At 38.4% G+C, this 21,926-nt stretch carries 21 protein-coding genes and 1 pseudogene; 3 read left to right on the forward strand and 19 right to left on the reverse strand.

Annotated features, from left to right (window positions below; translation table 11 throughout):
* The first annotated feature begins 54 nt into the window (after window positions 1-54).
* Window positions 55-1,131 carry an acyltransferase family protein gene (locus ACSAMO_RS06310; protein ID WP_412613460.1) on the forward strand — a complete coding sequence of 359 codons (1,077 nt, stop codon included), beginning with the start codon at window positions 55-57 and terminating at the stop codon, window positions 1,129-1,131.
* A 31-nt stretch (window positions 1,132-1,162) separates the two neighbouring features.
* Window positions 1,163-1,336, forward strand: a complete 174-nt coding sequence (locus ACSAMO_RS06315; protein WP_022231037.1) for a hypothetical protein — start codon at window positions 1,163-1,165, stop codon at window positions 1,334-1,336.
* A gap of 175 nt (window positions 1,337-1,511) precedes the next feature.
* On the opposite strand, the gene ACSAMO_RS06320 is transcribed toward ACSAMO_RS06315, so the two are convergent.
* The 10 genes and pseudogenes from ACSAMO_RS06320 to cdaA form a co-directional block, all read right to left on the reverse strand.
* Window positions 1,512-3,464 (reverse strand): fructose-1,6-bisphosphatase, encoded by a 1,953-nt coding sequence (locus tag ACSAMO_RS06320; RefSeq protein WP_412613461.1) that lies wholly within the window; start codon window positions 3,462-3,464, stop codon window positions 1,512-1,514.
* Window positions 3,465-3,592: 128 nt separating this feature from the next.
* Window positions 3,593-4,657: a hypothetical protein gene (locus ACSAMO_RS06325; protein WP_499210047.1), complete on the reverse strand. Its 1,065-nt coding sequence runs from the start codon at window positions 4,655-4,657 to the stop codon at window positions 3,593-3,595.
* Window positions 4,658-4,974: 317 nt separating this feature from the next.
* Window positions 4,975-5,721, reverse strand: a pseudogene (gene jag, locus ACSAMO_RS06330) (RNA-binding cell elongation regulator Jag/EloR); the annotation flags it as partial.
* Entirely contained in the window at window positions 5,669-6,652 is a 984-nt protein-coding gene (locus tag ACSAMO_RS06335) for a YidC/Oxa1 family membrane protein insertase (protein ID WP_308455926.1), read from the reverse strand. The pseudogene jag and the gene ACSAMO_RS06335, both read right to left, overlap by 53 nt.
* A gap of 5 nt (window positions 6,653-6,657) precedes the next feature.
* The gene (yidD, locus tag ACSAMO_RS06340; RefSeq protein WP_022231033.1) at window positions 6,658-6,900 is read right to left on the reverse strand and encodes a membrane protein insertion efficiency factor YidD; all 243 of its coding nucleotides are present in this window, start codon (window positions 6,898-6,900) and stop codon (window positions 6,658-6,660) included.
* A complete protein-coding gene (gene rnpA, locus ACSAMO_RS06345) occupies window positions 6,897-7,229 on the reverse strand; it encodes a ribonuclease P protein component (protein WP_022231032.1) in 333 nt (110 codons plus the stop codon). Before rnpA ends, yidD begins: the two co-directional genes overlap by 4 nt.
* A gap of 81 nt (window positions 7,230-7,310) precedes the next feature.
* Entirely contained in the window at window positions 7,311-7,445 is a 135-nt protein-coding gene (gene rpmH / locus ACSAMO_RS06350) for a 50S ribosomal protein L34 (protein ID WP_022231031.1), read from the reverse strand.
* 130 nt (window positions 7,446-7,575) lie between these two features.
* Window positions 7,576-8,460 (reverse strand): Hsp33 family molecular chaperone HslO, encoded by an 885-nt coding sequence (gene hslO / locus ACSAMO_RS06355; RefSeq protein WP_499210048.1) that lies wholly within the window; start codon window positions 8,458-8,460, stop codon window positions 7,576-7,578.
* A gap of 12 nt (window positions 8,461-8,472) precedes the next feature.
* Entirely contained in the window at window positions 8,473-9,660 is a 1,188-nt protein-coding gene (locus ACSAMO_RS06360; RefSeq protein WP_499210049.1) for a CdaR family protein, read from the reverse strand.
* A complete protein-coding gene (cdaA, locus tag ACSAMO_RS06365; protein ID WP_022231028.1) occupies window positions 9,657-10,499 on the reverse strand; it encodes a diadenylate cyclase CdaA in 843 nt (280 codons plus the stop codon). Before cdaA ends, ACSAMO_RS06360 begins: the two co-directional genes overlap by 4 nt.
* Window positions 10,500-10,684: 185 nt before the next feature.
* Between cdaA and ACSAMO_RS06370 the strand changes: the two genes are divergently transcribed.
* Window positions 10,685-11,866 carry a stalk domain-containing protein gene (locus ACSAMO_RS06370; RefSeq protein WP_412275319.1) on the forward strand — a complete coding sequence of 394 codons (1,182 nt, stop codon included), beginning with the start codon at window positions 10,685-10,687 and terminating at the stop codon, window positions 11,864-11,866.
* Window positions 11,867-11,961: 95 nt separating this feature from the next.
* Here ACSAMO_RS06370 and ACSAMO_RS06375 read toward each other — a convergent pair whose 3' ends face one another.
* The 9 genes from ACSAMO_RS06375 to ACSAMO_RS06415 form a co-directional block, all read right to left on the reverse strand.
* Window positions 11,962-14,415: an ATP-dependent Clp protease ATP-binding subunit gene (locus ACSAMO_RS06375; protein ID WP_022231026.1), complete on the reverse strand. Its 2,454-nt coding sequence runs from the start codon at window positions 14,413-14,415 to the stop codon at window positions 11,962-11,964.
* Between the two features lie 38 nt (window positions 14,416-14,453).
* The gene (locus tag ACSAMO_RS06380) at window positions 14,454-15,452 is read right to left on the reverse strand and encodes a protein arginine kinase (RefSeq protein ID WP_308455922.1); all 999 of its coding nucleotides are present in this window, start codon (window positions 15,450-15,452) and stop codon (window positions 14,454-14,456) included.
* Window positions 15,449-15,820, reverse strand: coding sequence for a UvrB/UvrC motif-containing protein (locus tag ACSAMO_RS06385; protein ID WP_022231024.1), 372 nt, complete (start codon window positions 15,818-15,820; stop codon window positions 15,449-15,451). Before ACSAMO_RS06385 ends, ACSAMO_RS06380 begins: the two co-directional genes overlap by 4 nt.
* A gap of 14 nt (window positions 15,821-15,834) precedes the next feature.
* Window positions 15,835-16,284, reverse strand: a complete 450-nt coding sequence (locus ACSAMO_RS06390; protein ID WP_117965259.1) for a CtsR family transcriptional regulator — start codon at window positions 16,282-16,284, stop codon at window positions 15,835-15,837.
* 187 nt (window positions 16,285-16,471) lie between these two features.
* Entirely contained in the window at window positions 16,472-17,224 is a 753-nt protein-coding gene (locus tag ACSAMO_RS06395) for a nucleotidyltransferase family protein (RefSeq protein ID WP_499210050.1), read from the reverse strand.
* A gap of 9 nt (window positions 17,225-17,233) precedes the next feature.
* Window positions 17,234-18,367 carry a ribose-phosphate pyrophosphokinase gene (locus tag ACSAMO_RS06400; protein ID WP_022231021.1) on the reverse strand — a complete coding sequence of 378 codons (1,134 nt, stop codon included), beginning with the start codon at window positions 18,365-18,367 and terminating at the stop codon, window positions 17,234-17,236.
* A 179-nt stretch (window positions 18,368-18,546) separates the two neighbouring features.
* Window positions 18,547-19,362 carry a 2-amino-4-hydroxy-6-hydroxymethyldihydropteridine diphosphokinase gene (gene folK / locus ACSAMO_RS06405; RefSeq protein WP_499210051.1) on the reverse strand — a complete coding sequence of 272 codons (816 nt, stop codon included), beginning with the start codon at window positions 19,360-19,362 and terminating at the stop codon, window positions 18,547-18,549.
* Between the two features lie 15 nt (window positions 19,363-19,377).
* The gene (gene folP / locus ACSAMO_RS06410) at window positions 19,378-20,178 is read right to left on the reverse strand and encodes a dihydropteroate synthase (RefSeq protein ID WP_308455918.1); all 801 of its coding nucleotides are present in this window, start codon (window positions 20,176-20,178) and stop codon (window positions 19,378-19,380) included.
* An 11-nt stretch (window positions 20,179-20,189) separates the two neighbouring features.
* The gene (locus ACSAMO_RS06415; RefSeq protein ID WP_499210052.1) at window positions 20,190-21,863 is read right to left on the reverse strand and encodes a glutamate ligase domain-containing protein; all 1,674 of its coding nucleotides are present in this window, start codon (window positions 21,861-21,863) and stop codon (window positions 20,190-20,192) included.
* Window positions 21,864-21,926: the final 63 nt, after the last annotated feature.

Here is a 21,926-nt window from a genome sequence, read left to right on the forward strand (position 1 = left end):
TACAACTATTATATAATCATACATATAATTTATAATCAAGGAAGGTTAATCGCTATGAATACAAAAAGACTTGATTGGATAGACATTGCAAAAGGTATCGGAATAATCCTCGTTGTACTCGGTCATACACTTGTTCCTCAGGTTCGCGAAACAGGTTTTGCAGGCTTTTTATGGATATTTATATATAATTTTCATATGCCGTTATTCTTCTTTTTATCGGGGTATTTGTTTGAAAAAGGACTTCCTCACTACACGAACAAAGGAAAATTCATACTCGGAAAATTACAATATCTGATGTTGCCGTATTTGATATTCTCAACCTTTGCATATTTATTTATCGGTTTTTCGTTAAAAATTCCACTGCTTGCAAAAGTTCTTGAAAACGGCGGATATACGTCAGTCGGTTTAAAAGACGCAATTCTGCAAATTGTTACATACAATAACCACATTGACAAGCATTTATGGTTTGTTTTTTCACTGTTTATTGTATTCCTTGTGAATATACTTATTCCGAAAATTATGAAATCAAAACCAATGCTTATTGTACTTCTCGGATTGTATATTTCAAAAGCATATGTGCATTATTACGGAATACTTGACTATGTAACAAGCGATTTACTGTTTTTCTCACTTGCAAGAATTGCGTTTAGCACCGGCAACAAAAAATCAATTAACACTATTGTCACCGCAGTGATATTCGTTGTTACCAACTGTCTGTACAGTTATTTTTACGTTACACAAATGCCGTCGGGTGTTTTGAAAGGTGTACTGTATTTGATAAGAAGTATCTCGTCCGTAACAGGAATTATGACGGTATGCAACATTTCAAAACATCTTCAAAACAAAGCACCGCAAAGATTATTAAAAACACTCGGTATGTATTCGTATGACATTTATCTTATGCACGCACCGTTTCTTGTGTCGGGATTGATGGGAATACTGCTCGCATATTCACCGCTTCCGACTGTTATATGCTGTGTATCGGTACTTGTGTTGGGATTGTTTATTCCGATTGTCGTGTCAAAATTCATAATACGGAAAATACCGTTTCTGTCGGTTTTGATACTCGGCAAAAATTACAAAAACAGCACACCTATAAACGCAAGCAACAATTTATCGCATAATTCGTAATTATTCGCACATACTATTACAGGGTGATTTTATGGATTGCGAAAATATAAGTCAGCTTATTTCGTCGAATGTTGAGGCAACACAATATTTCAACTCACTTTCCGCCGAAATGCAGCAAAAAATTCTTGACCGCGGAACAGGTGTGAATACACTTGATAAGCTGAAGGAATTTAAAAATCTCGTAGAAAACAACGGACTAAAATAATAAAATAGACAAAACCGCAACGGTTTTGTCTATCAGATTACCGACAAATTGTCCGGAACGTGCAAAATATTATTTCAACTATAAAAAAACATCAGGCAAGCCTATCTTTGAGATACGGCTTGCCTGTGCACTTTTTGCGAACTAATTTCTCACCATCTGATTTTATAATGATGTTTTATTTTTCTCGTTCGCTTATAATACCTTGTCTATACGCCTCTATAAGCTCCTTTAAATCGGCTATATTTTCTTTTAATTTCTTACCGTTGTCGGTATCGCCGACAAGTATTCTGTTAAATGCGTGCTGCACGGCGACTTGGTTGGACACAATATCTTTGCCGTTTTGAATAACCTGTTCCGCCGATTCAAACGGCTCGTGTGCCGTTAATGTCAGTCCATATGAATTATATGTAAGAGTATATCCGGCAATTCCGGTCACTTTATGATACGGCTTTGAAAAACCGCCGTCAATCATTATAACCTTACCGTCACATTTAAGCGGATTTTCACCCTCGCTTTGATGTACGGGAACGTGACCGTTTATAATATGCCCTGTTCCGTCAAGACCGAACTCTTCAAAAATCCTGTTTGTCGCGTCCTCCGTTTCAATCAAATCATAATACGCATTTTTTTCTTCGTGATGTGAAGTTTTATCCTCAATAAAGTATCTTTCAAACGTTGTCATTCTGTCACGACCAAACAATGGTGAACCCGAACCGCTCCAAAGATACCACAAAATATCACCGCCGATGCTTTTTTCCTTTTTATTGTTTGAAACAAGCACTTTTCTCACGCAAGCCTCATAGGCGTCATACAAATCTTTACCGCTGTACTCCTTGCCGTTCACATTAACTGCTTTAAAACTGCCGTCACTGTTCATCGGCACACAACCGTGAAACAGCAAGTTACCGTTATAAACCTTATACATACCGCCTTTTTTCAGCATTAACTGCATATGTTTCTGCAATTTTTCACACTTCACAAAGGCGCTGTAAAGTTTATTCATCATATCTTCTTCACGTTCGGTAAGTTTATACGGATTTTCCTTGTCAATTGTAGGAAAATTGACATCTTTCATTTTATAAACATTTTCACCGATAGTTACCGTACTGTTTTCAAAGTCAATTTTATCAAGCAAGCACCTTTCGTTCATATCAAATTCAGGGTGATTTTGTATAAGCTGTCCCTCAAGTTTGAATTGAATAACGGTAATTGCCTTGTGCATTTTCATTTCAAGTTCTATTTCCGTTTCGTATGAGTGCTTTTTATTTTTGATTTCAAAACAACTGCAGTCATCATCTGCATACACACTCATAGCAAACGTTGCAAGCGGTATCATATTAATTCCGTAACCGTCCTCGATAACGTCAAGATTGCCGTATCTGATACTGTTTCTGATAACGGTTGCAATGCAAGCAGGATTGCCGACAGCCGCACCCATCCAAAGAATATCGTGGTTGCCCCACTGAATATCAAGTGAATGATAAGAGCAAAGCTTATCCATTATCTTGTGCGCTCCGCTGCCCCTGTCGTATATATCGCCTATTATGTGCAAATGGTCAACGACAAGTCGTTGTATAAGTTCCGCTATTGCGATAATAAACTTTTCCGCCGCACCGATTTCAAGAATTGTATTCACTATTCCGTCATAATACGCACCGCGATTTAAAACCTCAGGTTTTTCCGTTATAAGTTCTTCGATAACATACGCATATGCCGGCGGAAGTGCTTTTCTGACCTTTGAACGCGTGTATTTTGACGAAACCACCTTACATATTTCAATAAGCCTGTAAAGCGTTATTTTGTACCAATTTTCCGTATCTTTATCAAGGCTTTTTATGTAATCTATTTTTTCTTTTGGATAGTAAATAAGTGACGCAAGCTCACTCTTGTCATTTGTACCAAGTGTATGCCCGAATACATCATCAATCTTCTTTCTGACCGCACCGCTACCGTTTCTCAAAACGTGCGAAAACGACTCATATTCACCGTGAATATCAGAAAGAAAATGTTCCGTTCCCTTTGGCAAATTCAGGATTGACTGCAAGTTGATAATCTCCGTAGATGCTTTGTCTATCGTCGGATAAAGTTCCGATAGTCTTTCGAGGTATCTCACAAATTCCGTTTTCATATCTCCGCTCCTTATATTTTGGTACTTTATTTTTATTATACTATGCTATATTTGTTTTGTCAATTTGATACATTTTTAACACTTTTCACACGTCGTTTTACTAAATCATTTATTAGGCTAATCTTTATCTATATCTCATCATCTTCCTCAAAATCTATGTCATCTATCTCATCTTCATCATCATTCAATCTTTCAGCAAAATCTTCTTTCAATCTTTCAGCAAATTCTACAATATCACTTTCAGCATCTTCACCTTTTGAATCATTTATAAAATCCATAACTGTTGGAACCTCTGAATATTTCTCAATTTTATTTTTCACTGCGTCATTGATTCTATATACATCTACATCTACATCTTCTCTTTCCTCGTTAACCAATTTTAAATGTTTCAGTTCATCTGCACACTCGTTTTCATCAAAATTTATAAACTGTTGAATTAATATCTCTATATCTTGAAATACATCTTCCACATATAAATATCCTTTGAGCAGTAAAAAATGACGTAGTTTTGATGAAAAGCTATCAGATTTGATTAATAATTCCTTGTTATTACAAATATTCATTATATTCCAAAACATCGATTTTATAATTTTTTCTTGCGCATATCCGAAATAATTGTATACTGTTCTTTCCCCGTCATGAAAAAAAGTTACAGACGTAAAATTTTCATCCAGCTCACTTTCACTTTTTTGATTGCAATCAGCATCTAACTCATGTTTTTCAATTTTTATAGATAATTTATATCTATCTATTATTGTTTTTAAATATACTGTTTCAGTAACAAGATGACCATATTCTAAAAGGTGCTTTATTTCTTCAAAAATTTCTTCATATACGAATCTTAACGAAGTTGCATTGCAATGACTACCTAAAACTCCTTTTACAATTTTACTTCTCATTGGATGTCTTAGCATTCTAAATAGCTTTGCTACATCTTCATCATAATCAAAATCTAAATATATTAATAATTCATCTTCTTGTTTGTTTTTTGGTAAATCATATATACGCTTAGTTATTTTTTTATATTTTTCCGGCAATCTATCTGTCATTATTTTAATTATAAAATCTATATTATCTAATACCCATTTTTTTGTTTTGAAGTTACCTGCAAATATTTTAAATAAAAACTCTATTTCAGGAGTCATTTCCTTTAGGTACATTTTTGTTCCGTGACACTCTAAATATTTTTCCATCGTATCCCCTCATTTCACACTTAAATTATGTATTCATATTATATCTTTTTTACTTTTTTGTCAACAAAAAAGCTACCGCAAATATGCGATAGCTTTTATACTTATTCTTCACCTTTAAATTCATCACTGTGACCTGCAAGATAATCTTCAAAATTCTTGTATTCTGCCTTATGCTGTTGAGGCTTGAAGTCAGCTTTATAAGTTGTTGTGTAACTTCCTGTTTTTTCTGCAACAGGCTTATCCGAATGATTTCTGTGCGGCTTAGGACCTCTCTTTTTATAACCGTCCTTTTTATAACCGCCCTTACCGTAAGGCTTTGCATTCTTAGGTGCAATTACGACTTTACGATACGGTTCAGAACCTACAGAATAAGTTGTTACTGTTTCGCTGTCTTGAAGATTTGAATGAATTATTCTTCTTTCATACGGATTCATCGGCTCTAAAGTAAACTTCTTACCTGTCTTTGTAACCTTATCGGCAAGACGTGTTGAAAGTGCCAACAATGCCTCCGCACGTTTTTCTCTGTAATTTTCAGTATCTATTGAAACCTTGATATAATCATCTGATCTTTGGTTTACAACAAGTGAAGTAAGATACTGCAAGCTGTCAAGAGTATCACCTCTTTTACCGATTACAATACCCATATTTTCGCCTGAAAGGTCGATTGAAACAGACTGTTCTTCCATCTTTGCGTCAATGGCAACGTCAAGATCCATTGCGTTAAATATGTCGCTTAGGAATTTCTTAGCGTCATCAGCCGGATCGCCAAGTGATTCTTTCTTCACTTTCGGCTCACGCTTTACAGGCTTAACTTCTGTTTCTGCTACTTCTTCTTTTTCTTGAACATAAGTTTCATTTACAGGTTCTTCGCTCTTTATAAGAGTTACTCTAACACGTGCATCTCTTGCACCTATTCCCAAAAATCCTTTTGAACCCTCGTCAAGAACTTCTATTTCAACATCCTCTCTGCTTGCGTTAAGCTCTTTTAATGCAAGTTCGATTGCGTCTTGTTTATTTTTTGCGTTTTTTTCTATGCTGTTGTTTCTTTTCTGGAACTGTGACAACGATCTCTTCCCCTTTCTTATCTAAAAAAGCATTTAGTATCAACTGCTGAAGAATTTGTACAACTGAGCTTATAATCCAGTACAATCCAAGACCTGCCGGAAGTGTAACTGTAAAGAACGCTGTCATTACCGGCATCATAAGATTCATTGACTTTGTCATTTGAGCAGCCTGACCTTCTGTGTTTTGATTTTGACCTGTCTGTGCCTGAGTAACTTTCATTGAAATTACCGACGCAATAACCGCCAAAACAGGAATTAGCAGCAATAATATAACACTCATATTTGAAAAATCAAGTGCCATAATATGTCCGAAAGCCGCTGACGGTGCGTTTGAAAGGTCAAGACCAAGGAAATTGAAATTCAATACCCAAGGGTGAACTCCGCCCGAAACACCTTCAAGAGCCGTTCCCTGTGTTCCGACAATACCTGCCCACTTTGAAAGCTGGATTTGCGAATTGTTCGCAAGCTGTTCCATTGTAGCATTAGCAAGATTACCAATGTTATATCCCAAATTTACCATTGCGTCCTTTAGACGGATAACTTCGTTAATAACCGACGCATTAGCCCAATCAACACCTGCTAGGTATGAAAGAGGTTTCTGAATAACCTGATAAAGACCAATCAATATAGGCATTTGAATAAGCATAGGCAAGCAGCCGCCTGTCATACTTATATTATTTTCCTTATAAATCTTCATCATTTCACGCTGAAGTTTTTCTTGGTCATTTGCATACTTCTTTTGAAGTTCAGCCATCAGCGGCTGTATTTTTTGCTGTTTCTTCATAGCCTTTTGCGAATGTATGTTAAGCGGAATTAAAATCAGCTTTATAAGAATCGTAAAGATAATTATCGCAAGACCATAATTTGAAACAAGATTATAGATGTGCTCAATTATAAAGCCCATCGGTCGTGTAATAAGATATTCAAACATATGTCTTATTTTTCCTCTCCGCTGCCTTTATGTTTATCGGGTACAGGGTCATAGCCGCCCTTATGAAACGGATGACATCTCAATATTCTTCTTACGGCAAGATATGTCCCGTACAAAGCACCGTATTTCTCTATTGCCTCTCTTGCATATTGTGAACAGGTCGGGACAAACCGGCAGCACGCCCCGCCTTTATACGGTGAAATTTGGTGTCTGTAAAAATCAATCAATGCGATTAAAAATTTTTTCATTTAATTAGTCCCAGCTTTCTCATAGCAAACCTAATATCGCCTTGAATCTGCGACTGTGTTTTTCCAACAGCTCTGTTTCGTGCAACAATTATGAAGTCATAACCCTTTTCAATATCATCTTCCATAAGGCGATAACTCTCACGCATAAGCCTTTTCAAGCGATTTCGCGTAACAGCCTTACCGGTCGCCTTACCGACTCTCAAACCAAGACGGTTAAACTGATATTTATTTTTCTTCATATATACAACGGTATATCCTCCGACAAAGTTATCACCCTTGTATGCACGTCTGAAATCTCTGTTGAGTTTTAAACTTTGAGTGTTTTTCATATTAAACCTCATTTGTCTTATTATGAAAAAAAGGCAACAAGCAAAGAATTCCTCCCCGCTTCCTGCCTACATCTTCATATATTATGCAGATAACTTCTTTCTGCCCTTCTGTCTTCTGCTAGCCAAAATCTTTCTGCCTGACTTAGTAGACATTCTCTTTCTGAAACCGTGTTCCTTAGCTCTTTGACGCTTTTTCGGTTGAAATGTTCTTTTCATTGTTACAGCACCTCCTCTGCTTAATTCCGGCCCCAATCAGCCGTCTTTATTCCTATCATAAAAATAGACACCTCAAATATTATATAGATTTTCTCTCGGATTGTCAAGCATTTTTTACTAAATTCTTTATTTATTTTGCTTTTTCCAATAAATCTTCGAGTTCTTTCTTATTGAAATGGTATTTATTATCACAGAACTGGCAAGTAAGTTCAGCTTCCCCCTGATCCTCAATCAGTTCTTCAAGCTCTTTTTTACCTATTGAAATAAGTGCTTTTTCCATACGCTCTTTTGAACACGTACACTTATATTCCGGTACAACCGCCTTGTTTTCACATACCATCGAAAATCCTTCCGTTACTCTGAACAGAATATCCTCCGCAGTCATACCCTCTTTAATCATTGTCGTAACAGGAGGCAACTCCTTTAATATATCTTCAAGCTGAACTGCCATTTCTTCGGTAGCCTCCGGCATAAGCTGTATCATAAAACCGCCTGCCGCTATTACGCTGTTGTCTGTATCAACAAGCACGCCAAGTGCAACCGATGTAGGTATCTGCTCACTTTTTGCATAATAATATGTCAAGTCCTCCGCAATTTCGCCCGATACAAGCGGAATTTGTCCGACATACGGCTCTTTCAATCCCAAATCGCGTACAACACTCAAATATCCGCCGCCGATAGCACCGCCGACATCAAGTTTACCTTTATTGTTAAGCGGTCTGTCAACATACGGGTTTGAAACATAACCTCTGACCCTACTGTGACAATCCGTAACGGCAACAAGGTTTGTAATTTCACCCTCGCCCTTTATCTGAACCGTCATACTGTCTGTTTCATTCTTCAATCCTGCCGCACCCATAATTGCCGCACCTGTAAGCAATCTGCCGAGTGCAGCCGTTGCAACCGGATAAGTATGATGTATTCTCTGTGCCTCATTCACAAGGTCGGTTGTCACCGTCGCAAAAACACGGATTGCACCGTCCATACTGTTTCCTCTTACTAATTTATCTGCCATTTATTTATTCTCCTATTCTACAGTAACTTCTATTGTATAATTTTCTGCGAAACTAACATTTTCACCTTCAATTTTTACAGGCAAATTGTATGTTCCCGCTCCAAGTCCGCTTACGTCAACGTAAGCCTTTACATTATCTGTGGTAATTTTTCCTTCCTCACCCCAAACCTGTGCGATGAGTTTATTGTTTATCTTAGCCGTCAAACCTGATTGTACATTTTGTGCCTGTACGGTAAGTTCAAGCTGTGCAACGGCTTTTTTTACTATATCCAATTTATACTTGACTTTTTTATTATCCTCCGGTATATACATACCGCTTGACAATTCAAGTTCATATTCGCCGAAACCGTCTGACGGAACTTTATCTATAAGTGCAATGACTTTATCATCCGTATTAGTTTCGTCCACGCCAACCGTAACGCTTGCAGGTGTGGCAAAAGATTTATCCGCTTTCAAAATATATTCCTTGTCAAGCTCTGCCGAAAGTCTCGGCACAACAGGCAAAAGTTTTGCGTCATATATCGTATTTACAACCTCCACATAAGAACGTGCACTTTCAATCGTTTCATTCTTGTTTATAAGTTCACCGTTTGTGTCCGTCAGAAGATAGTTCACGTTTTCCACGCCGTCCTCTTGAATACTTGACACATCAACCGTTGCAATAGCACCTGCAACCTCGTCTATTTCACTTTTTGCACCTGTTATTGTGACAGTCGGATTATTTACAGACGATTTTACTATCTTGTCTTTGAGCATACCGGTCTGTTTTACAGTAACCTCAATATCTTTCATTTCAAGCGGTTCAACCGTAATCGGAATATCTCCGTACTTTTCCTTTTCAACTGAAATTCTCGTTGTCGGAATTGAAATCACTCCCGACAAATTATATTCACCCGTTGCGTCAATATCGCTGACATCAACCTGAACATATATATCGTCCATAAAATTCATAAGGTCACTTCGTTTACCCGTTACAACAACTGACAGTTCGGGAATTTTATCCTTACCGGTCACCGCAAGTTTTTTATCCCTAAGCGACATTTCACCGACAAATCTTACATTCAAATCCGAAACGGTAGTCGTAATATCGGGATCATTCACATATATAACCATAAACCACACGATTACTGCAAGGAAAACCGAAAGTATTACGGTTTTCAGCTTTTGAGTATTCGTTACATTCGCTTTCTTCTCCGTCATTTCGTCCTCCAAAACATAATCTTATCTATCTTTTCGTTCGTTTCCTGCTTTTGACTCATAATCTTTTTAAGTGCCTTTGCAAGCGATTCTCTTGAAAGATTACGTGTAAGCGAGCCGTTTAACGCTATGGAAATCTTGCCTGTTTCTTCGCTAACCACTATAATAACTGCGTCTGTGACTTCGCTGAGTCCTATCGCCGCTCTGTGACGCGTACCCAAATCTCTTGATAAATTATTATTTGCGGTAAGCGGCAAAAGACAGCCGGCTGTCACAATTTTATTATTCCTTATTATAACCGCACCGTCATGCAAAGGTGTATTCGGTACAAATATATTCTCCAAAAGTCCGCTTGATACATTCGCGTCAAGCATTGTCCCCGTACTTATATATTCACCCAATCGCGTTGCACGTTCCATTACAATAAGCGCACCCGTCTTTGTCGCCGACATATTCGCGGCGGCTTGTGCAATCGAATCTATAACCCTGTGTAAATCGTCCTCTGTAGTGTCCGACGCAAAATCAATTATACGTCCGACTTTGAAACGCCCCATTCTTTCAAGCAAATTACGCAATTCGGGCTGAAATATTACGATTACCGCAAATGCACCGATTTGCATTGCACCGCCTAAAATATAGTTTAAAGCATTAAGTTTCAGCCACTGACTTAAAAAGAATGCTATAAACAAAAATATAATACCTTTTACAAGTTGCATTGCTCTTGTTTCACGAATTAAATTTATAAGATAATACACTATAACCGAAACTATCAATATGTCAATTAAATCACTTATTCTAAGCAACTGTACATATTTTACTAAGTATTCCAAAAACGCATTCATATTCAGATACTCCTTTCATTTTCTTGGAGCTTAAGGCGATATATCCTCTATATGACCTCAGTTGTTTATTATTATACTACATTTTCGATTGTATGGCTATACAAATTTAAAAAATTTTATTGTATATTTCGAGTTTTTGTGTTATAATGTTTGATAAATTCGTAAAATGAAAGGAAGTATTTTTTATGAAGAAACAAATTTTAAGCATTTCTCTTGCAGCTGCACTTGCAGTTTCATGCACAGGTATTGCTATGGCAGAGGATAAAACTCCTACTGTATTCGTGAACCAAGGTCAAATCTTTTTTGACGACCAAGCTCCTGTAATTCTTGGCGAAGGTACTACTCTTGTTCCTGCAAGAGGCGTATTTGAGGCTATGGGTGCAAAGGTTGAATGGAAAGAAGATACAAGAACTGTTGACGTTACAAGTTCTGATAACAAAACTCTTATCAGATTGACTATCGACGACAGTACAATGAAAGTTTTTGACGTAAGCGGTGTTTTTGGAGCTCTTATGTCAGGACAAGACTTCGTTGCTCCTGAAAATGACGTAACTTTGGACGTTGCTCCTCAAATAATCAGCGACAGAACTATGATTCCTCTAAGAGCAATCAGTGAAGCTCTTGACGCAAAAGTCAACTGGAATGACGCTGATTACACAATCAATATCACAACAGCTAACGCTCCTTCAGCAGACGCAGGCGTTCCTGCATTGTCACTTTCAGCTGACAAGCTAACAGCCGCTAAGGATGAAGAAGTTGTTCTTTCTGTAAACGCAGAAAATCTTCCGACTGAAAAATTCGTTTCAGGCGTAACTGCAACTGTTAAGTATGACCCTACTGCATTTGAATTCGTAAAAGCTGAACTTGTAAACGGCGACAACGTAATCGAAGGTGCAATCGGTGCAGCAAACCCTGAATTTACATACGGTTATGTAAAAGCCGCATCTGTTACTGTTAATGCCGAAACAGCAGTTAAGACAGACGGTGCTGTTATGAAACTTACATTTAAGTCACTTACAGGCGAAAAGGGTTCATTCCAACTTTCAAACGGATACAACACAAAGCTTGGTTACAACACATCACTTCTTGTTGACTCAGTCAACAATGCAGGAAATAAATCAGTACAATATGAAGGTGATGATCTAAAGATCAGCCAAGCTGAAGTTGTTATAAACGGTACTGATACTCCTGTCGAAACAGTTGAACCAACTGCTACTGCAGATCCAACAGCTACTGTTGCTCCTGAGGCTACTGTAGACCCAACAGCTACTGTTGCTCCTGATGCTACCGCAGACCCATCTGCTACTGTAGCACCGACAAAAGCTCCGGCTGAAACAGCTGCTCCGACAGCTACTCCGGCTGCATAATTAAATACAAAAATTTATATAGTTGCTCAAATGAGCAACTATATTTTTTTGCATAAATAAGGCAGTCGCAAAAATGTGACTGCCTTATTTGAGTCTTATTTTTTAACAGTAAACTTATCGTCCTCAACATCTACAGTAATGCTGTCACCGCTCTTAATGTTACCGTCAATTATTTCTTCCGAAAGCATATCTTCGATTTCGTTTTGAATTGCACGTCTTAAAGGTCTTGCACCGTATACAGGGTCAAAGCCCGATTTAGCAATTTTACTTACGGCACTCTCCGTAAATGTTACATTGATTTCATTCGCATTCAAACGTTTTTCAAGAGATTTAAGCATAAGTTTTGCAATTTCCTTGATGTTATCCTCTGTCAATCTGTCAAATACGATTATATCGTCAATTCTGTTAAGGAATTCAGGTTTAAACGCACGTTTAACTTCTTCCATAACTTTGTTCTTGATACTGTCGTGTTCACTGATGTTCTTGTCCTTTTCCTCGTCTTTCTTGAAACCAAGTTTAGATGATACATTGCCGAGAATTTCTTTTGCACCAAGGTTAGATGTCATAATGATAACAGTGTTCTTGAAGTCTACTTTTCTGCCCTGTGCGTCTGTAAGAATACCGTCATCAAGAATTTGCAGCATAATGTTGAATACGTCAGGATGTGCCTTTTCGATTTCATCGAACAAGATTACCGAATAAGGGTGTTTTCTGATTTTTTCAGTAAGCTGACCGCCCTCTTCAAAACCTACATATCCCGGAGGCGAACCGATAAATTTAGATACGGCGTGCTTCTCCATATATTCCGACATATCTACACGGATAAGTGCATTTTCACTGCCAAACATCGCTTCAGCCAAAGTCTTTGAAAGTTCTGTTTTACCTACACCTGTAGGACCTAAGAACAGGAATGAACCGATAGGACGTTTAGGGTCTTTAAGTCCGGCTCTGCCACGCTTGATTGCTTTCGCAACCGCACTTACAGCCTCGTCCTGACCGATAACTCTTGCGTGAAGAATATTTTCAAGATTCTTTAATCTCTCCATTTCTTCCTCTTTCAATCTTGCGGCAGGAATATGAGTCCAGTCTGCCAAGATGTCGGCAATATCGTCCTCGTCTACAACAAGTCCCGAAGATGAGCCTGTACCTTTCCATGAAGATTTTAGTTTTTCGACTTCTTCTTTCAATACCTTTTCTTCATCACGGATTTTTGCGGCTTTTTCAAAGTCTTGTGCAGTTATAGCCTCTTGTTTTTCCGACTGCAATTTTTCAAGTTTCTTTTCTTTTTCTTTCAAATCATCGGGTTCTGTCTGTGAACCAAGACGTTTTTTAGATGCCGCCTCATCAATAAGGTCGATTGCCTTATCGGGAAGAAATCTGTCTGTGATATAACGTGACGACAATGTTGCGGCGGCTTTCAATGCGTCATCCGTGATTGTTACGCTGTGATGTGCCTCGTACTTGTCACGGATACCTTTCAATATCTCAACCGTTTCTTCGACTGTCGGCTCACCGACTGTTACAGGTTGAAAACGTCTTTCAAGTGCGGCGTCTTTTTCGATATATTTCTTATATTCTTTAAGCGTTGTCGCACCGATAAGCTGCAATTCACCTCTTGCAAGGAACGGCTTTAGGATATTCGACGCGTCCATCGAACCCTCGGCACTGCCTGCACCGACGATTGTATGAAATTCATCAATGAACAATATTACATTCTTTGCCGCAAGAACTTCATTTACAACTTTCTTCAAACGTTCTTCAAATTCGCCTCTGTATTTTGCACCGGCAACCATACTCGAAAGGTCAACCGATACAAGACGTTTTGTCTTTAACGGTTCAGGAACGTCGCCTGACGCAATTTTCTGAGCAAGTCCCTCAATTACGGCTGTTTTACCTACACCCGGTTCACCTATAAGGCACGGGTTATTCTTTGTACGTCTTGACAAAATCTGAGTTACACGTTCGATTTCCTTACTTCTGCCGATTACGGGGTCAAATTTACCCTCTTTTGCAATAGCTGTAAAGTCACGTCCGAACTGGTCAAGAGTCGGTGTTGACGAATTTGGATTTGGGTGATATTCGCCGCCCGGCTGTGACTCCATTTCAACGTCACCCTCTATTGAACGGACTGTATCCGTATAGAAATTCGGCAAATTAACACCAAGCGATTCAAGAATTTTTGCGGCAACTCCGTCACCGTCACGAATGATAGCCATTAACAAGTGTTCTGTACCGATATAACTGTGGTTCAAACGTCTTGCTTCAAGAGCACTCATTTCCAAAATACGTTTTGAACGCGGTGTAAGCGGAAGTTCGGTCTGCTGTGGGAGAGAAACTCCGATACCGATATATTCGTTTATTTTATCTTTAACCTTTTCGGCGGTTACGCCGTTTTTCTCAAGCACTTTAGCAGCCACTCCGCTACCCTCTCGAATAAGTCCCATAAGAAGATGTTCACTGCCAATATAGTTATGACCCATTTCCGCAGCCGCATCGTGAGCCTCGCTAATCGCAATTCTTGCTTTTTCTGTGAAATTTGAGAATAACATAATAATCAACTCCTTTTCTTCTATGTGTTATTTGTTATTTAGATATTGTTTCTTATTAATTCTGCACGTTTTTTATCACGTTCATTCGGTGATAATTCCTTACCGTCACACACAAGCGCCGGCTCTGAAAGCACCATACATTCAAGCGGTGCAATTTTGCTTTCCTTTGGAATTATACCCAAACTTTGTCCAAGCATTACATCGGACAAAAGTGATTTCGCCTCTGATGACGACACACTTCGTGCATATTTAAGTGTACCGTATGAGCGGAACAATCTGTCCGCAATGACGTCATAATTTTTTTCTTTAAGCATATTTCTTGCTTTTGTTTCCATATCGACAATCTGATTAACCACATTAGTCAATTTTTCGATTACCTGACTTTCGGAAAGTCCCAAAGTAATTCTGTTTGAAATCTGATACAAATTACCGTATGCCTTTGTACCCTCACCGTAAAGACCTCTTACTTCAATGCCAAGACTGCCTGCCGAAGAAATAACTCTGTTGATATTCTCGGTCATTGTAAGTGCAGGCAAGTGCATCATTACCGACGCTCTCATACCTGTACCTGTATTTGTAGGGCAAGCTGTCAAGTAACCGAAATCATTATCAAAAGCATATGTGATATTTTCTTCGATTACATCATCAACCTTGCTTGCAAGTGAGTAAGCCTCGTCAAGTGCAAAGCCGTCTTTTATGATTTGCAGTCTGATATGGTCCTCCTCCATAAGCATAATGCTCATTGTCCGGTCTTTGCTTATCATAACCGACTTACCTTTGCCCTCGCACATAACAGGACTTATAAGATGTTCTTCGGCAAGCTCCTGTTTTCTGATAAGCGGTGTATTATCAAGGTCAATAAAGTCAAAATCCTTTGCCAATGTCGAATTACCGCCCAAAACAGCGTTTTTAATTTTTTCTGTTACTTCCTTTGTGTCCTTTAGGGCATTCGGGAACGGTGTTTTATCAACATTTCTCGCAAGACGTATTCTTGTTGAAACAACTATGTCCGAATTATTATTTTTATACCAAATCATGACTTTTTCACCTCATTTTCTATTTCACGAATCTGTTTATGAAGTTTTGCGGCTGTTTCGTAATCCTCATTTTTAACCGCCGCCGAAAGTTCTTGCTTTAGTGTTTCGTACTTTCTCTTTAATTTAAGTTCTTCGCCTGACTTTGACGGTATCTTACCGACATGAACGGTACTCGGATGAATTTGTCGTAATGTTTCGGTTACAGGACCTCTGAACACTTTGTAACATTCACTGCACCCAAGCTTGCCATCTCGTCTGAAATCGGAATAAGTACGTCCGCAAACGGGACACTTCTTTTCCTCTTTATAAGTTGTCGGCTGCATAAACCAATCAAACCCATCAAACAAATCTGAAAATAAATCATACATTCCAATCATCCTCCTTATTTACCTGCCATAGCAAGCATATTCTTAAATATATTTGCTCTTACTTTGTCTTTTTGCGGTTGATTAACAGTCAAAGAATTGTCGCATATTCCGCTGAATATAATTGAGGCTGTTCTTTCATCAAGAGCGTTGTGCCTGATTAAGTTTGCCAAATATGATTTAGCGGTTTTCTCGTCAAGGCTTTCGCCTACGGCTTTGATGGTCTGCATTATGATACCATCTTCGTGCTTTACCTGTTTAATCCTCAAATAACCTCCGCCGCCTCGTCTTGATTCGACGATGTAACCGTGGTCGGGATTAAACCTTGTTGAAATAACGTAATTAATTTGTGACGGAACACATCCGAATATTGAAGCAAGTTCGTTTCGTTTAAGCTCCAACCATTCGTCCGTATCGTCTTTGAGAAGTTCGTTTATGAAAGCTTCTATCTTATCACTCATACCCATTTTTCAATCACCTCTTTGACTTTGACTTTCTTTGACCTTTCATCTATTATTATACTCACATTGTTTCTTTTGTCAATGAATATTTTGTATTTAGTTTTTTAACAATTTGTGAACACAAAAAAAAGATGAGGTTTCCCTCATCTTTGATTGCAAGTAAAAAGGACAGTTTTTAAACTGCCCTTTGGTTTTAGTTATTAAACAATGTACCTTTTCTCTGCTTTTCACAAGCGTCATAATAGCTTTCCGGTGTACCGATGTCAATGCGAACTGCGTCAAACACATATGCGTACACATCGTTTTTACCGATAAGCCACGGTATAAAATGTCCCGGTGCGTCGGGATTATTGCCCTCTTTTAAATATTTATCTATAAGAGGTAGTGTATCGCGTTTATACAGATAAAACGGCGGTACACCCAAATCCGATTTAGGCTGTTTCGGCTTTTCTTCAAAACTTGTCACCTTGCCGTCATCGTCAAGTTCAACAACACCCATAGAATGTAAATCTTCTTTATTCTCAATCGTATGCGCACAAATCATATCAGCGTTTTTACTGCGGTACATATCCACAAAATCGCAAAGCGAAAAATCAAATATATTATCGCTTGCCATAACAAGAATTTCGTCATTGATATTTTCCGTATCAATAACGTACTTCAAGTCACCGATTGCGCCGAGTCTGTTATCATTACTCGTTGTATGGTCGTTAATAACCTTAACTTTTTTCGGACCTTTATAGCTTTCGCACCACTTTTCAAACTGCTTATAAAACTTTTCGTTAGTCACAATGTAGATATTTTCGACGTCGCTAACCTCGTCAATTTTATCCGTAACCATTTCCAAAATAGTCTTGTCACCGAGTTTTAAAAGTGCCTTAGGCATATTTTCCGTAAGCGGATACAATCTTGTGGCATAGCCTGCCGCCAACAACACACACTGCATAATTATCTCCTATTTATTTTCAAGTTTACTGACAAGATTCTTAATCTTTGTAACAGGGTTAAGAAGACTTGATATAGTTTCATCATGGTTAAGAGTATCGATAAGAAGTGAGATATATTTTGACATATCAACTTCACAGTACCATTCACGAGTTGCAAGGTCAGGATTTCTGTAAATCAAGTTTGTTGTGAAAATCTTATCAACAATACCGTCTGCCGCCGCTTTATCAAAGCACTCAAGACCGTTACAGAAAAGACCGAATGACGCAAATACGAATATTCTCTTTGCACCCTGCTTTTTAAGGTTATTTGCAACGTCAATTACAGATTCACCCGATGAAATCATATCGTCAACGATAATAACGTCCTTACCGTTTACGTCACGTCCCAAATATTCGTGAGCCTCAATAGGGTTTTTGCCGTTTACGATTACAGAGTAATCACGTCTTTTATAGAACATACCAAGGTCAAGTTTTAGCACTGATGAATAGTACATACATCTTGACATACCGCCTTCATCAGGAGAGATTACAATAGTATCTTTTTTGTTTAGTGATATATCAGGAACAGCTCTGACAAGTGCCTTTATCATCTGATATGTCGCTTGAACATCATCAAAACCTGCAAGTGGAATTGCATTTGAAATTCTCGGATCGTGTGCGTCAAATGTAATGATATTTGACACGCCCATATGAACAAGCTCTTGCAGCATAAGTGCCGCATCAAGTGATTCACGACCGTTTCTTCTGTGCTGTCTGCCCTCGTAAAGCATAGGCATTACGACAGTAACACGTCTTGCCTTACCGCCCATTGCAGCAATAACACGTTTCAAATCCTGATAGTGGTCATCAGGACTCATATGATTTTCAACTCCGTACATTTTATAGGTAACACCGTAATTGAACACGTCGCATATGATATACACGTCATGACCTCTTACAGTTTCATCGATAACGCATTTTCCTTCGCCTGTACCAAATCTCGGACAAGTTACATGAGTAACATAAGTTTCTGTATCCTCATAACCTCTAAAAGCTCTAAGATATTCATCAATCTTAGCCGTTATGCCTTCACAGCCTTTCATACTTATGATACTAAGCTTGCCGACTATCGGTGTTTCGTTACTTATAAAGTTGTTTGTCATTGTAATTCTCCTTCTTACTGGATATGTATTAAATTTTCTCTCTCTCTTTGACGGTTTTCGTCCGTCTACGACCTTATTTTACATTTACATTACAAATATATCATAAGTAACGATATTTTTCAAGTGACATATCGTATTATTTTGCATAAAAAGTATAAAAATATTTTGTACAAAATTATTTATTTTTGAATTTCACTTAAAAGTTGTTTTATTGATTTTCCATTTACGGGATTTTTTATATAAGGCGCTATCTCACAAAGCGGTTTTAAAACAAATTCTCTGTTTTCCATTTCGATATGAGGTATGATTAAATCGTCCTCGTACATAACAACATCGTCATAAAGAATAATATCCAAATCAAGTGTTCTCGGTCCCCAATGAACAATGCGTTCTCTATTATGTGCCTGTTCGATTTTATGCAAAAAATCAAGCAATTCATACGGTGTGTAAAGCGTTTCAAGTTCAAGACAGCCGTTTAAAAAATCGTCCTGTTCAACACCGCCGACAGGCTCTGTCACGATAAACTCCGACACTTTTTTCACTTTGCAACACTTATCCGCGTCAAGTTCTTTGACAGCACCGTCAAGGTGACCTTTGCTGTCACCCATATTTGAACCGAGTGCAATATATGCCCTGTGCCATTTTCTCGTTATGCTCACTTCCACAGTATCAACACTCATCATAATCGGCGCCCAAGGTTTTTTTAATGTTATTGTTACTTCTCTTATTAAATCGTATTCAAGCAATATTTTCTCGGCAATATCTTCCGCCGCCGCCTCAATAAGCTTAAATGTGTTGTTTCTCATTACTTTGGTAATAAGATTGCACACTTCTGCATAATTCACCGATTTTTCAAGATTATCCTCTTTGCCCGCAATTCTTGTGTCACACACAAGCTCCGCATTCACGATAAATTTTTGTCCGAGTACGTTTTCTTCTTTGAAAACACCGTGATTTGCAAAAACTTCAAGTCCTCTGATAGATATTTTGTCCATTTTCCGCTCCTTTTATCAGCTGTTTATTATTGCCTCGGTCATAAGTATCGCACGTTTGTTTTCAAGCACATCGTGTACCCTTACAAATCTGCAGCCTTTCATAACTCCTATAACCGATGTTGCAACAGTCCCCTCAACTCTTTGGTCTGACGGCAAATCGAGCGTCAAGCCTATCATTGACTTTCTTGACGTACCGAGCAAAACAGGGTAGCCGAGTTCGTTAAGTCTGTCTACGTTATTCGTTATAATAAGATTTTGTTCATACGACTTCGCAAAACCCACACCGGGGTCAAGTATTATTTTATCGTCAGCAATACCCGCTTTTTTCGCAATGGCTATTGTTTCTCTAAGGTCGTCAAGTACGTCCTCCACAAAGGAATTATATTCTGCTCTTTCTCTGTTGTGCATAAGACAACACGCCGCACCCGATTTTGCAATCACTTCCGCCATATTCTTATCGTATTTCAATCCCCATATATCATTTACAAGATCCGCGCCTGCTCCGACAGCCGCCGCGGCTACCTTGCTTTTATATGTGTCTATCGAAACGGGCACATCAAAATCAGCCTTGATTTTTTCTATTACAGGCACAACTCTTTCAATTTCTTCTTCATCACTGATTTTTGTATAATTCGGTCTTGTCGATTCACCGCCGACATCAATTACATCCGCACCGTCATTTATAAGCTGTTCGGTATGCTTTAAAGCACTGTCAATATTATTAAACTTACCTCCGTCCGAAAATGAATCAGGCGTCACATTCAATATACCCATTACATATGTATGATTTCCGAATTCCTTGTTTCCTATTATCATTTTTATCCCCCTTACAACACTATATCTGTATTTTTCTCATTTTCGCTCCACTTGCAGGTATCTATTGCGTTGCACATCATACACAAACGTGTTCTCTTATCCGCAATCGCAATAATATCGCCGAGTGTTTCCGCTTTTTCGGGTATTTTCCTATGCGCCCTTACCGCTTCAACCATATATTCAATCTCATCACTTGCAAACCCACATTCACAAAGTATTTTTTTCGCAATTTCACCGCCTGCTTTGTGATGATTTGTGCCGTTTTTATATTGCTCATACCGTCCTATATCGTGCAGTAAAGCCGTACCGTATATAATCTCTTTCGGTATGTTAAGTCCGTTTTCCAAATTCAAAATATACGCACTTCTTGCAACGTCTAAAAGATGGTCAATTCCGTGATTGCAGTAAATTCTGTCCTTTTCGGCAGAATTGATTTTTGACAGAATGTCACGAAAATTTTTATTCTTCAAAATATTGTTGCATTTTCGCATACTTATTATGTCGTCCGTTTTTCTTTTCAATTCACCCAAAAACGACAATGAACCGAACGCAATAACAACGCAGTCCGTCATATTAAGGCACAATTTAAGTGCTGTATCAAAGCTTACCGCCTCAACATTTTGATTATATTCACTTATTGCACTTGCATATTTTTCGTTTGATAACGCTCGCGGATTGTTCGGTGTAATCGTGTATATCTTCTGTGCAAGCGGTGCGGTTATTTCAGCAATTTGCTTGTATGCCTTATCCGCAAACACACCTGTTATATACACGATTTTTCGATTGCCGTAATACTTTTCGATACTTTCTTTGAGCCTTTTCGCGCCGTCAATATTATGTGCGCCGTCAATTATAAATTCCGGTTTATCGCATATTTTTTCAAACCTGCCGTGCCATACCGTATTTATTAAACCATTCTTTATATCATTTTCGCTCACACCGTCAATATGCCTGCACACTTCTTCCGCAACGGCGGCATTTTCGCGTTGATATTCACCGTCAAGCGATATTTCATATTCCGTCACATTGTCGGCTTTTATAAGCCGTGCATTTTTTTCACAGCACTCGTTTTCTATGACATTCATCACACAATTTTCCTGTTTTGCCGTAACTACAAGTCCGTTATTTTTTATAATACCCGACTTTTGATATGCGATTTCTTCCAGCGTGTTGCCGAGGAATTTCATATGGTCCATACTTATCGGAGTTATCACCGATACAAGACTTTTCGGAATAATATTGGTTGCGTCCTCACGTCCGCCCATACCGACTTCAATCAAAACAACATCACATTGTTCTTCTTTAAAATACAAAAATGCCGCCGCCGTTTCCATTTCAAAAGGTGTAGGGTGCGGAGTCATTTTGTCCGCAACTTCACTGATACGGCTTATATAATAAGCATATCTGTCCTCACTCATATTTTCTGCATTTATACGAAACTGTTCAAGATAATCAAAAACCGACGGTGAAACATATCGTCCGACTTTCTTGCCGGACTCAATCAAAATCTGTTCGACAAAAGCACCTACACTTCCTTTACCGTTAGTGCCGGCGATGTGAATAACCTCAAGTTCATTCTGCGGATTACCGAGTTTATCGCAGAGATTTGATATATTATCCAATCCCGGAACAATCCCATATTGCGAGGCTTTTTTTATGTACTCTCTTGCCTCTTTGTAATTCATCAACTTCATATCCTTTCAGACAAAGCCGTCCCGTTAAAAAGAAAAAACTCCCTTGCCATAGGG

The sequence above is a fragment of the Ructibacterium sp. SJQ-7 genome (assembly GCF_054696575.1).

Bases quoted from the DNA above. Each gene is read 5' to 3' on its own strand.
- ACSAMO_RS06310 (WP_412613460.1), top strand. From the start codon at position 55: ATGAATACAAAAAGACTTGATTGGATAGACATTGCAAAAGGTATCGGA.
- ACSAMO_RS06315 (WP_022231037.1), top strand. From the start codon at position 1,163: ATGGATTGCGAAAATATAAGTCAGCTTATTTCGTCGAATGTTGAGGCA.
- ACSAMO_RS06320 (WP_412613461.1), bottom strand. From the start codon at position 3,464: ATGAAAACGGAATTTGTGAGATACCTCGAAAGACTATCGGAACTTTAT.
- ACSAMO_RS06325 (WP_499210047.1), bottom strand. From the start codon at position 4,657: ATGGAAAAATATTTAGAGTGTCACGGAACAAAAATGTACCTAAAGGAA.
- ACSAMO_RS06335 (WP_308455926.1), bottom strand. From the start codon at position 6,652: ATGTTTGAATATCTTATTACACGACCGATGGGCTTTATAATTGAGCAC.
- yidD (WP_022231033.1), bottom strand. From the start codon at position 6,900: ATGAAAAAATTTTTAATCGCATTGATTGATTTTTACAGACACCAAATT.
- rnpA (WP_022231032.1), bottom strand. From the start codon at position 7,229: ATGAAAAACACTCAAAGTTTAAAACTCAACAGAGATTTCAGACGTGCA.
- rpmH (WP_022231031.1), bottom strand. From the start codon at position 7,445: ATGAAAAGAACATTTCAACCGAAAAAGCGTCAAAGAGCTAAGGAACAC.
- hslO (WP_499210048.1), bottom strand. From the start codon at position 8,460: ATGGCAGATAAATTAGTAAGAGGAAACAGTATGGACGGTGCAATCCGT.
- ACSAMO_RS06360 (WP_499210049.1), bottom strand. From the start codon at position 9,660: ATGACGGAGAAGAAAGCGAATGTAACGAATACTCAAAAGCTGAAAACC.
- cdaA (WP_022231028.1), bottom strand. From the start codon at position 10,499: ATGAATGCGTTTTTGGAATACTTAGTAAAATATGTACAGTTGCTTAGA.
- ACSAMO_RS06370 (WP_412275319.1), top strand. From the start codon at position 10,685: ATGAAGAAACAAATTTTAAGCATTTCTCTTGCAGCTGCACTTGCAGTT.
- ACSAMO_RS06375 (WP_022231026.1), bottom strand. From the start codon at position 14,415: ATGTTATTCTCAAATTTCACAGAAAAAGCAAGAATTGCGATTAGCGAG.
- ACSAMO_RS06380 (WP_308455922.1), bottom strand. From the start codon at position 15,452: ATGATTTGGTATAAAAATAATAATTCGGACATAGTTGTTTCAACAAGA.
- ACSAMO_RS06385 (WP_022231024.1), bottom strand. From the start codon at position 15,820: ATGTATGATTTATTTTCAGATTTGTTTGATGGGTTTGATTGGTTTATG.
- ACSAMO_RS06390 (WP_117965259.1), bottom strand. From the start codon at position 16,284: ATGGGTATGAGTGATAAGATAGAAGCTTTCATAAACGAACTTCTCAAA.
- ACSAMO_RS06395 (WP_499210050.1), bottom strand. From the start codon at position 17,224: ATGCAGTGTGTGTTGTTGGCGGCAGGCTATGCCACAAGATTGTATCCG.
- ACSAMO_RS06400 (WP_022231021.1), bottom strand. From the start codon at position 18,367: ATGACAAACAACTTTATAAGTAACGAAACACCGATAGTCGGCAAGCTT.
- folK (WP_499210051.1), bottom strand. From the start codon at position 19,362: ATGGACAAAATATCTATCAGAGGACTTGAAGTTTTTGCAAATCACGGT.
- folP (WP_308455918.1), bottom strand. From the start codon at position 20,178: ATGATAATAGGAAACAAGGAATTCGGAAATCATACATATGTAATGGGT.
- ACSAMO_RS06415 (WP_499210052.1), bottom strand. From the start codon at position 21,863: ATGAATTACAAAGAGGCAAGAGAGTACATAAAAAAAGCCTCGCAATAT.